Source organism: Bacteroides ovatus (assembly GCF_001314995.1).
In the GTDB taxonomy this organism is placed as follows: domain Bacteria; phylum Bacteroidota; class Bacteroidia; order Bacteroidales; family Bacteroidaceae; genus Bacteroides; species Bacteroides ovatus.
The window spans coordinates 3222246-3233972 of the sequence record NZ_CP012938.1; the positions used below are offsets into that span (position 1 = coordinate 3222246).

Here is an 11727-nt window from a genome sequence, read left to right on the forward strand (position 1 = left end):
TCTTGCATCTCTATTCCGTAATAGAGATTTCAAAAAGAATACAGACAATAAAAACTTAATTATCAATGATTTGCATTACATAAAACAACCATACAACGTTTCAGTATCATGAAATAATGAATCATGGCAGACAAAACGGAAAATAATATTTTGATATATAATTCATTAAAAACATGGATACTGAAACAATTGTGAAACAAACGGATAACTAACAGGCCAAACAATAAAAACAGTTATTGCCATGGAATCAAAACTTATGAAAAGCGAACTGCTGTACATCGAAGAACACCTGTCATGCCAAAACTACATGACAACGATTGAAACCGGATTCAAGTATCTGGAGTTCGACAAAAACACTGAATTTGAGGAAGACAATACAAGCAAGAATTATCTTCTGTTCTTCCTGAAGGGCGGTTTCACCATTACTTGCAACCAGTTCCACAACAGGCCGTTCCATGCCGGAGAGATGGTACTCATCCCCCGTTCTTCCCGGCTGAAGGGAACCGGAGAAAACGGTTCAAGCCTGCTCTCCATGTTTTTCGACATGCCCGAAAACAGTTGTGACAAGCTCATATTGCAGTCTTTATCAGGTATATGCGACCACATTGAATATGACTTCGCACCCACTGGGATACACTACCCGCTGACACCGTTCCTCGAAGTGCTGACCCACTGCATCAGGAACGGGATGAATTGCGCCCACCTGCACACCCTGATGCAGCGGGAGTTTTTCTTTCTCCTGCGCGGATTTTATGAAAAGCGGGAGATTGCAGCCCTGCTTCATCCCATCATCGGGAAAGAAATGGACTTCAAGGATTTTGTCATGCGCAACCATACCAGAGTGGATAACATAGAACAGCTCATCTCACTGTCGAACCTGGGAAGAAGCCGCTTCTTTTCCAAATTCAACGAGGTGTTCGGGATGACTGCCAAACAATGGATGCTGAAACAAAAGAACCGGAGGATACTCGAAAAAATGACCGAACCGGGAGTATGTATAAAAGACGCCGTTGAAGAATTGGGATTTGACTCGCAGAGCAACTTCAACCGTCACTGCAAACTGTATTTCGGATGCACCGCCAAACAGTTGGTGGAACGCTGCCAGAGCGGAAACTACCCTGTTTATGAAGATAACCATACCACGTGTACAAAATGAATAAAAATATGTACTTTATGATAACTCCTATTATAAATAAATAAGCTTACTTTGCAGCGTGAAACAGTTCAAAACAACAAGGAGATTTTAATATAATCTCTATTACGGAATAGATTACAATGCTGCAAAGATAAACAAAAATACAATATCTGCTAATTTTCAACGGATTATATTACAAATTATCATTTCACCTGGACAAGTTTGTGACTATGCTGTTCACCTGGTTGAGCATGGACACATCGAAATCTTTCAAATAGACACGTGTCATTTCTTCCGAAGTGTGCCCCAGTCCGGCACTAATCACAGAAATCGGAGCTCCATAGTCACGGGCAAGGGTAGCCCAGGTATGGCGGGCGGTGTACGTCGTCAACGGAACTTTTATATCAGCCGCAACAGCGATTTTCTTCAGATGGCGGTTGATACGCCCTAACGCCAGGCGGTATTGTTTGTATCCCGAAGCGTATTCACCGCTGATTATCGGAAAAAGATATTCATTCCCCGTCTTGTATTTATCCATCAGGCCCTGCATCTGCGGAGTCACCGCTATGCGAATCAGCTGCTTCGACTTATGACGGGAATAGGCCAGCACACCATTGCAAATATCGGCCTTCCTCAAAAGGACAATATCGACAAAAGCCATTCCCTGCGCATAAAAGCTGAACAGGTACAAGTCGCGGGCAAACTCCAGTTCAGGTTCGTTCTCCAGATTCAAGTCCGCCAGATTCTGCATATCCGTGCGCGACAAAGCACGTTTCACAGTCTTCGCCGGGCGGGTCTGCGCCTTCGCAAACGGATATTCGCCGCGGGGATGATAGCCGTCCGCTACCGCCTGGTTATACAGGGAACGCAAGTTACGCAGGTAATAACTTACCGTATTGCCGGAAGCGCCGTTACTATACAGGAAATCCCCGTATCTCCCGACGAACGCCGAATCGACCTCCGACATCCGCACATCGGGGCGGCTTATAAATTTTGCCAACGACGAGCGGGTGCTCTTGTAGGCCGCAGCCATCCCCACCTTCTTCAGTTCCCGTTTACGCTCAATCTGCGCATTGATATACCGCAATAAATAAAACTGCGGTTCCCGTGTTCCAAAAGCATTTTGAGCCAGAATATCCTCCACCGTAAATTCTTCCCTTGTCCGCTCAAGCTGCCTTATCCGCGTATCAATCCGATTCCGCAGCTTCCGCAGCCCGCGGTTCATTTTCACGACCTCCGTAGCCGTAAAAGCAGAACCTGCGCCATTCTTAATCTTCCCTTCCGACACGTCAAACACCTCCTCTTTCACCCGGTAGCCTGTATACAGTAACTTTTTTCTCCGATTGTGTATCACCTGGAATACTAAAGGGTAACTGCCATTATTCAATATCCTGCTCTTGTTCAGCATAAGTTTCACTGATGTCATCATATCTTGCTTTTTTTGTTTGAGACGTAAAAGTACGAAGTTCACCTTATTTATCAGAACTATTTTTCCGCCTGTTACGCAAGAAACAAGAAATGGGATAAAAAGTTTTTCCACTTTAAGAATAGTTATCTGATAAATATAGTTAAAATATACGCTTTTGCAATCAGTATATTTTTATTACATAATTCCAATATACATACGCATAAATTAGAGATGTATACTATTTATGATATTTCATTACATAATATAAAGATTACCGCTATTATTCCTTTTGAAAAATCAGAATATTAGACATAGCTTTGCACTATGGATTTTAGGGAGCCGCCCGTTCCTTTAAAAGGAAGAGGTCATTCCTCGGTGTGCAACGGGTCGTTCCTTTTAAAGGAACGGCCCGTTGGTTTTAAAGGAAAAACCGGCATTTGTAACCATTTGAATTTCAACTTCTTACTGAATTAGAATTCCGTCCCCGTAACCCATGGGATTTTTTCCAACAAACACGACGGAATCTGCCGCACGAAGCGGCAATCAGTATACAACAAATTTCAACAATTCAAAATTCAAATCCCATGGTTACAGTCACGTTTGCCATCAAGCCATATCTGGCGAGGTATATGTATGTCCGGTACGGACAAAGTTTAGAACTTCAATCGCACAACAATCCAACTTCAAGGCTCCCCATCCCCATCCACCTCTCCCACCTCACTCCCATTTATCATTTCTTGCATCAATTATCCGTTCCTCATCCGCAAGGCGTTTCTTGGAAAGAGACAGGAAATATCACTTTTGTTCTTCCTAGCCCAAGGCAGGGCAAGAACCCGGAAATCTACAATTACTTCGGGCAAGACAGTATTTTTATTATCGAAAAGGAAATTGAGGTGGAAATGAAAGCAGAGCTTTATTCATTCCTGTTGGAGAATAAGTTCAAAAATGGGGTGATGTATATAAAGTCAATGCATGAGTTTGTGGTAAAGTATGATATGGCAGAGTCGGTGGAAGAGGAAAGTTTGATGAGAGGGTTTCAGAGGTGGAGAAAGAAAATGAAAGAAGAATAAATATTACTTACCATATATAATAAGCCACATCATACCCCCAAACACTAATCACGGAACTGTCCAGCTAGAACCGACTGAACAGTTGACAAAAGCACATGATATAAAGCAATACTACATTAAACAAGTAATGTCTATTTTCATATATACTATAGGGTAATAAGGCGATATAATAACTATTTCAAGAATCTAATACAATAAAAAGTTATAATAGTGTCATTTTATAAATTCTTTTAACAGGAACTACTCATCTTTAGAAATAAAATTATTAACTTTGCATAGATATATATTATTTATCTTATTATAAAATTGTAAATATATGGGCAACTCTATACATCCAGTAGTGATAGACTTATTTTCAGGATGTGGTGGTCTTTCTTTAGGACTGCATAAGGCAGGATGGAGAGGACTCTTTGCTGTTGAAAAATGTACTGACGCATTTGAAACTTTGAAATATAACCTCATAGATAATAAAACCGATCCACATTTTCAATGGCCTAAATGGTTGCCCATAAAAAACTGGGAAATTGACACTTTATTGGAGAACTATTCATTTCAACTTTCAAATCTTCGAAATAAGATAGATTTGGTTGCTGGGGGGCCACCATGTCAAGGATTTTCAATGGCAGGAAGACGTAAAGAAGACGATGTTAGGAATCATTTAGTACACTCTTATATAAAGTTCATAGAGTTGGTTCATCCCAAAATGTTATTTTTTGAAAATGTCAAAGGATTTACCCAAGAGTTTAAGAAGAATAAAGAGAAAGGAATTGCTTATTCTCACTTAGTAGTAGAGGAATTGGAAAAGTTGGGGTATCGAACAGCTTCACAATTAGTAAATTTTGGCGATTATGGTGTACCACAAAAGCGAACTCGTTTTATTTTAGTAGGTTTATCTGAAAGTTTCTTTGGAGCTAGTGCTAAATGTAAAGCAGAACTATTTTTCACTCAATTACAAAATGCCCGTTTTGATTTCCTTAAAGCAAAAGGGTTAAGAACAGGAACTACACTTAGTGAAGCTATATCTGATTTATTAATGAGTAAAGGTATAGTAATAGACAACGAATATACACACTTTCGTTTTGGAAAATACAATTCTATACCACTTACTGCATACCAAAAGTTCATGCGAAGTAATGTGAATATAAAAGGACCTCACCCTGACAGTCATCGCTTCGCTAACCACAACAATAACATCATACAACGATTTCAATTATTGTTAGACTTGACGAAAAAACGTCGTTGTTCTAATATTGACAATGAAATTAAACGGCATTTTCATATTAATAAACACACCATCATACCACTTGATGGAAATCAAAAGGCTCCAACAATAACTACTTTGCCAGATGATTATATCCACTATTGCGAACCACGTATTTTGACAGTACGTGAATATGCACGTATTCAATCATTTCCTGACGACTTTATTTTTAAAGGGAAATATACAACAGGAGGAAAGTTACGAACAAAAGAGACTCCACGCTATACTCAGATCGGCAATGCTATTCCACCACTATTCGGTGAACAAGCTGGTTGCATTTTAGATAAAATCATAAATAACAGATTATGAATTTACATTTTATAACAAATGTCCAATTAAAAAATATCATCGGTAAAGATTTAATCAACAATGATAATATCGCTATATTAGAATTAGTTAAAAACGCTTTCGATGCAAACGCCAAAAGGACAGATATTTCTTTTGTAAATCTGAAAAATAATGATGATCTATCAATAGAAAAATATTCTTCTAGGACCTCCCGACTTATTATCCGGGATAATGGTGTTGGAATGGACATAAATGACATAAAAAACAAATGGCTTAACATTGCATACTCCGAGAAAAAGAAAAAGTCTTATCAGCATAATCGCATGATGGCTGGAGCAAAAGGAGTAGGACGGTTTTCTTGTGATAGGCTTGGAGAATTTCTAAACCTATATACCAAAAAAGAAGAATCATCAGAATTTATATTATTGCAATTAAACTGGCGTCAATTTGAAGTAGATGATGAAAAGAAAGAGATTCAAGATGTAGTCCTTGAATACGAAATACTTTCTACCACAGAATTAGAGATGAGAGGTATCAAACCTTTTAAACATGGAGTGGTGCTAGAAATTATTAAGTTAAGAAGTCAATGGGTTTACTGGGAACAGCCAAAGTGGAATACAGAAAAATTGGTTAATCTAAGAACATATTTAGAACGTCTGATTAATCCCAATCAGGCTTTTGAAAAAAATGACTTTGGAATATATCTTAATGCCCCTGAATTTGAGGAAGAAAATAAAAATGCAGAAGAAAAAGCTAAGTTTATAGGACGAATAGAAAACTCAGTATTTGAAAAATTAAATTTTAAGGCAACAAGCATTGAGTGTGAAGTTCAAGATAATGGAGCCACAACACTAACAACACTCAAAGACAAAGGAGAAACTATTTTTTGGATAAAAGAGAAAAATGAATTTTCTGATTTTATAAAAGACGCAAAATGCATAATATTCTATCTCAATCCCTATTCTAAAGCCTTTTTTACGAAACAAACAGGCATTAGGCCTGTCAATTACGGCTCAATATACTTGTTTTTAAATGGATTTAGAATACCACCATATGGTGAAGAAGGCGATGACTGGTTAGGATTAGAATTTAGGAAACAGCAGGGATATGCAAGATTTCTAGGCACTCGCGATATTGTGGGACGCATTGAAGTATTGGATCGTGACGATTATTTTAGAATAGTATCAAGCAGAGAAGGTCTTGTAGAGAATGAGTGTTACAAAAAACTAACTAATGGTTTTTTTAATAAGACATTGAAACGTCTTGAAAAATATGTCGTTGATGGATTAGCATGGGATAGTATTCCTAAAGATCTAAATATTAGCGATATCGAAAAAAAAATTATTTCAGGAGCTATTTCAGAAAATGATCTGCAATACAGAGAAGATGAAATTACAAAAAAACGACGCACATACTCATCTATTCATTCAATAATTGCAGCAAAAGCAACTGATGTTATTGAATTATATGTTAATGAAGAACTCATTCTGAATAAAATTCAAGAAGAAAAAATCAATTCAGAAAGAGAATTTGAACAACTACTTTCTGATTTTGAATCAAAAAAGATCGATGGTGATGCATTGAATAGAATTCTACAGAAAAAAGCCTTAGAAAACGAAGATTTACAAAGACAAATAAAAGAGCTTTCTAAATATTCTACTGTTGACGCTACAACAAAAGCTATCGCAGAATTACAATACTATAAAAGTATAGTAGAGAAACAGACTGCAACGATTTTAGAGCTTCAGAAAAGATTGAGAGAAATAGACGAACAACATAGGAGTGAAGTTTATAATTTACAACAGCATCTCTCATCTGCCATTGATGAAAAGTTTAAAGAAGCCCAGAAAAGAAAAGAGGCTGAAGAATATGCAGATAAAATAAAAATTGAAAAAGAAAAAGAAGTTCAGATTGAACGTCTTAAAGTTGAATTCTACAAAAAACAATCAACTCCTGAAACAGATGCATTAATACATCATGTCAAAAACAACAATAGTAAAATTAAACAAGAAATAAACAATCTAATGGCTAATTTAAATATGATGCCAATAGAGAAAACATATAAGAATAAACTATTAGAATCTTTATTCGTAATTTTACGACTATCCAATAAATCATTAAAGGCTACTGACCTAATTCTAGAGAGCGATCTTTCAGAAGCTGATATTCAGAAGATCAATCTTCCGTCTTTCATCTCGGGTTATCTTTCAACCATAGATACTAAACTAAAGGTTCATTATAAAACTAAAATTGAATATTTTATGGTTTTTGGAAGTAAACTAGATTTAGCATTAATCATAGATAACTTTTTAGATAATTCTGAAGCGTGGAAAGCTAAAAATATTTGGTTCTCCTGTTATCTGCAAAATGATAATATGATATTAAACATATATGATGATGGTGAAGGATTATCGCAAGAATTCAGCAATAACCCAAATGAGATATTTCAATTTAGAAAAACTGGAAAAAATAATGGAACTGGATTTGGATTATATTTAGTTCAAGAGTCATTAAGAAAAATGAACGCTACAATAATTGTGGATTCTCCAGTAAACAAAACAGGTATGAATTTTAAAATTATTTTCAAATAGATGGAACAAAAGCACTTAATAATAGTTGACGAACAATCTCAATCTGCGACATTGGATGCTATAAAAAATACACTTAAGAATGAAGGCATAGACCTTGTCTATAAAGAAATCAATCCTGCTAATTTTCAAAAACGAGTAGGCTATAACACTTCTTTTGATAAAATATCCTTTATTGAGGAACTACAGAATACTCCTTTTTTAAAAAAGTTGGATGCATTTGCTTCCGATTATAATCTTATCGAGAATGAATTAAACGGATTGGATGTAGTCAAAATTTTCGCAAAGAATGTACCTTCGTATCACAAGAAAATTCTTTTATATTCAGCAAAAATTGAAAATGTGATATCAGATATTCTACTAAAAAACAAAGACTTTGAAGAACAGAAAAAAACCTTAAAATTTTTATCCGAAACTCCTATTGAATATGCAAAAAACGACGAAAAGTTACAACAGAATTTAATCTCTCACATAAAAAAAGAAAAGGACTTTGATTTTGAAAGGGAACTATGTGATTGGTTAATGTCTAACGAGTTAATATATAAATTTCCACCATATGAAGGAATTCCATGCTGCAAGATCGGTGATATACTATTATCTAAAAACACATCAGACAGTATAAAACTCAAACGTGATCTATTGGAACAATTTATCGCTTATTTATCCACATTTAATGAAATACCCGATTATGTGTAAAGTATTTGCTATATATCCTACTGACAAAAAAGATTCCACTAAATTTCTAAATAAGATAAACACGTTTCTATGCAAAAATTTAGGAGCTGATTGGCATTGCTATAAAATAAAGTTCTCAGATGAAGACCATCAAAGATGTTTAAACTCAGCACAAAGTTCAGCAGCTAAGTTTATCATATTTATGGGCCATGGTCGAGGAGACAAATTATTAGGTTCTTTTAACAAAAAGGCAGAAGATTTCATTAGTAATGATGCACTAAGCGAGGAACTTTTTTATAAAAATGAGAAATTTATTCATGAACAAAATATTGACTTTTTTAAAAATAAAATATTATTCTGTTTCTCTTGTAACTCTAATGAAAACAAGTCGAAAAGTTTGAGTCGGATCGCAATTCAGAAGGGAGTAAAATCCTTTATAGGTTTTGGTGATATGCCAACAGATTATATAGCAGGAAGACCTTTTCCATTAAAAGCCATAGAAACATATAAATGCATTCTCACAAGAGTGATAAAAAACGGCCTATACATTGCTATAAAAAAAGAATACACGATTGACGAGTTTATAAGATTATTGAAAATTCTAGTGACAAAAGAAATGCAATCTATTCTTTTTACAAGTTCTAAATACAGACATAAAAAAGTTCTTTTACAAGAATTATATAAATTCAAAACGAATATCAAAGTTTATGGTAACCGATATGAAAGATTAGTTTAACACTGTGTCTTATTCACATTTCGACATTTACTCTTACACTATGAAATATCTTTATTCGGGCTTTCCATATTTCATATATCCTTCAGCCACAATAGGCAAACTAGCTCCCTCAACATCGTAAATTCTAAACGGTTTCTGCTTAAAACGTTCCAAATAAGAATGATTAATCCAATACTCCACCTCCAAAAGCGTTTTCTCTCGAACCGCAGATTTCAGTTGGCATTCCCACACGGTCATGACTTTCCAACCCATTTTTTTTAAAGCTTCTTTATTATGTTCATCACGCTGCTTGTTCCGTTCTATTTTCTTCCTCCAAAAATCAACATTAGAATGGGGAATATGCCCATCAACTTCATGACCATGCCAAAAACATCCATGAATAAATATCACAATACCATATTTACGCAACACAATATCAGGCGTGCCCGGCAACCCCTTTACGTTTTTACGGTAACGGTAGCCACGAGAATATAAGTAACGACGAACGATCCATTCAGGTTTCGTATCCTTACTTCTGATTTTTGCCATAACGTCGGAACGTTTCTTTTTATCCCAGATATCCATTATATCCCCTTGTTTACAAGTACAAATATAACTATTTTGTAAACATTCGGAGAGCTCTATCTTGCCAAAATAATTATTTTCTCTTATTTTGTAAATTTCCTATCTTTCTTGGAAAGACTTGCAAAAGCTCCAGAGACAACCTTAGAATTTTTAATTTTTTTTTAGTTTTTCAGTTGTAAAGTAAAATCTCTCCCAATTCCTTACTATAGTCCTCTCATAAGCCTCGAAGAAAATAAAGAAGAAACCTTCTAAAAAGGTCCTGCTTATTTGTTCTACTACCTTTACTTTTTAAATTGGGGTAACTTTTTTATATTCGCTCTTTTTCCAACAGCCTGTTGGAAGATTCCTTTCTTTCCTTCGTATATATTACAAACCTAATATCCGTAGGAAAAAATAAAGAAAAACGGTCGGATGCATTTTAACAGAACACAGCTAACCATTTATCAAAATGAAGCATACATTACAACTGTCTCAAATCAAACGCATAACTATAATCAATCAAGCTATGCTGTTTTTCATTTTGACGCCACGCTTCTTCAGCATGACTCATTTCTGAAATTTCATTAGCCTTACTCTTCTCAAAATGAGCTAATACACATTGTAAAACCTCTAATTCTTCAACTGTAAATAAAGACTGTTCAAATTGCTCAACAGTTGTAATCATACTTCCAGAATAACCATTTCCCAAATTTATAATTTCCTTTTTTAATCCGTCCAAGTTCTCATATATAGTACTATAACGCACAGGAACAGGCCCATAACTTATAGCTTGGTATTGTAACCCGCTAATACCTTTACCATATTTCTTATAGGAAAGAAAATCAGAATAAAATAATAATTTATTTAGTTTTGTTTCAAAAACTCCTTGTAATGCAGATGCAAAAAAGACAATAATCTGCTTAACCTTCTCGGGAATGACAGAAGCATACCCATTCATACTTGAACGTAAAGACAAATGGTTGTGAAATATAAATTCATTTATTTTATTCTCAAAACAAGAATTATTTAATAACAGTTCCTTTACCCTTTTTTCAATTTTAAGTATCTCATCATTTGGAAACTGATTTTGAGCAAGTTTCAGAATTTCCAAAAAGAAATGAGGCTCTTTCAAAGCTGAAATCATTTTTCCATTAGACACACTAGGCATCTCTCCTTCTTCGTATTTTCTATATTGGTTATCGCCAAAACCTAAAAGTTTAGACATTCGAAGTGCAGATATACCATATAATTCCCGAACTCTTTTTATTTCATCCGGAAATGGTATCGCATATTTCTGACGATACAAATTATAAACTTGATTCATATTCAGTTGATCAAGTTCAGTTGTAGTAAACTCTTCATTTGTATCCTTACATCTATAAAAATGATATACTATCTCAAAATTGTCTTTTCGAAATTCAAATGATTGCTTCTCATGACACAATGCAGCGTCACCACCTGTAAACGGACTTTTCATAACTTCTACTTTTTATTTTTGAAAGGATGTTCTATTTTTCTCTCTGCCAAATGAAAGGAGACACAGATTGGAGAATTTGCTCCAGTACCTTTACTTATTTTGATATAAACCTCCTTTTTATCTACGGACTTGCCAAACTCCCAAAGTTCTCCCATATAATTCAACTTATCTTCCGTAGGACCTTTATAATAGTCCTCAACTGTCAAAGACATTATTATCTTTTCACGCATAATTGCCGAAATTTCCAAATCAAGCAAAGCTTGCATATTCTTCTTTCTATCTATACGAAAGATAATCCCGAAAGCCCTAGCCTTATCTTTAAATTCTTTCAAGAATTTATCGACTGTTTCTATATCCATATCTAAAATATCTTTATGCAAAGATATGAATAATGTAGTATAATGCAACAAATATTCAACTTTAAAGTTGAAAAAGAACTATTAAAAGACTATATATTCAAGATATATTAATATTAGTCCGAAAAATTCAACTCGAATCTATTTTCCTACCTTTGCAAAATTAAACATCATAAGAATTATAAAGATA

The 11727-nt window shown here is 34.9% G+C and carries 10 protein-coding genes; 6 read left to right on the plus strand and 4 right to left on the minus strand.

The window, feature by feature from the left end; translation table 11 throughout:
• Positions 1-241 precede the first annotated feature (241 nt).
• Positions 242-1156 (plus strand): helix-turn-helix domain-containing protein, encoded by a 915-nt coding sequence (locus Bovatus_RS12720; RefSeq protein ID WP_004296170.1) that lies wholly within the window; start codon positions 242-244, stop codon positions 1154-1156.
• Between the two features lie 187 nt (positions 1157-1343).
• On the opposite strand, the gene Bovatus_RS12725 is transcribed toward Bovatus_RS12720, so the two are convergent.
• Positions 1344-2564 (minus strand): site-specific integrase, encoded by a 1221-nt coding sequence (locus Bovatus_RS12725; RefSeq protein ID WP_052587847.1) that lies wholly within the window; start codon positions 2562-2564, stop codon positions 1344-1346.
• A 563-nt stretch (positions 2565-3127) separates the two neighbouring features.
• Here Bovatus_RS12725 and Bovatus_RS12730 point away from each other — a divergent pair.
• The 5 genes from Bovatus_RS12730 (at position 3128) to Bovatus_RS12750 (ending at position 9161) form a co-directional block, all read left to right on the plus strand.
• Positions 3128-3613 (plus strand): hypothetical protein, encoded by a 486-nt coding sequence (locus Bovatus_RS12730; RefSeq protein ID WP_004296172.1) that lies wholly within the window; start codon positions 3128-3130, stop codon positions 3611-3613.
• A gap of 316 nt (positions 3614-3929) precedes the next feature.
• Positions 3930-5183, plus strand: a complete 1254-nt coding sequence (locus Bovatus_RS12735; RefSeq protein ID WP_004296173.1) for a DNA cytosine methyltransferase — start codon at positions 3930-3932, stop codon at positions 5181-5183.
• Positions 5180-7753 carry a sensor histidine kinase gene (locus tag Bovatus_RS12740; protein WP_004296174.1) on the plus strand — a complete coding sequence of 858 codons (2574 nt, stop codon included), beginning with the start codon at positions 5180-5182 and terminating at the stop codon, positions 7751-7753. The genes Bovatus_RS12735 and Bovatus_RS12740 overlap by 4 nt, the downstream gene beginning before the upstream one ends.
• On the plus strand, positions 7754-8446 hold the full coding sequence (locus Bovatus_RS12745) for a hypothetical protein (protein ID WP_004296175.1): 693 nt from the start codon (positions 7754-7756) through the stop codon (positions 8444-8446).
• Positions 8439-9161 (plus strand): hypothetical protein, encoded by a 723-nt coding sequence (locus Bovatus_RS12750; protein WP_004296176.1) that lies wholly within the window; start codon positions 8439-8441, stop codon positions 9159-9161. The genes Bovatus_RS12745 and Bovatus_RS12750 overlap by 8 nt, the downstream gene beginning before the upstream one ends.
• A gap of 51 nt (positions 9162-9212) precedes the next feature.
• Here Bovatus_RS12750 and Bovatus_RS12755 read toward each other — a convergent pair whose 3' ends face one another.
• The 3 genes from Bovatus_RS12755 to Bovatus_RS12765 form a co-directional block, all read right to left on the minus strand.
• Positions 9213-9725 carry a very short patch repair endonuclease gene (locus Bovatus_RS12755; RefSeq protein WP_004296177.1) on the minus strand — a complete coding sequence of 171 codons (513 nt, stop codon included), beginning with the start codon at positions 9723-9725 and terminating at the stop codon, positions 9213-9215.
• 460 nt (positions 9726-10185) lie between these two features.
• On the minus strand, positions 10186-11181 hold the full coding sequence (locus Bovatus_RS12760) for a type II toxin-antitoxin system antitoxin SocA domain-containing protein (RefSeq protein ID WP_004296179.1): 996 nt from the start codon (positions 11179-11181) through the stop codon (positions 10186-10188).
• 5 nt (positions 11182-11186) lie between these two features.
• Complete coding sequence (locus tag Bovatus_RS12765) at positions 11187-11540, minus strand: type II toxin-antitoxin system MqsR family toxin (protein WP_004296180.1); 354 nt, start codon at positions 11538-11540, stop codon at positions 11187-11189.
• Between the last annotated feature and the right edge of the window lie 187 nt (positions 11541-11727).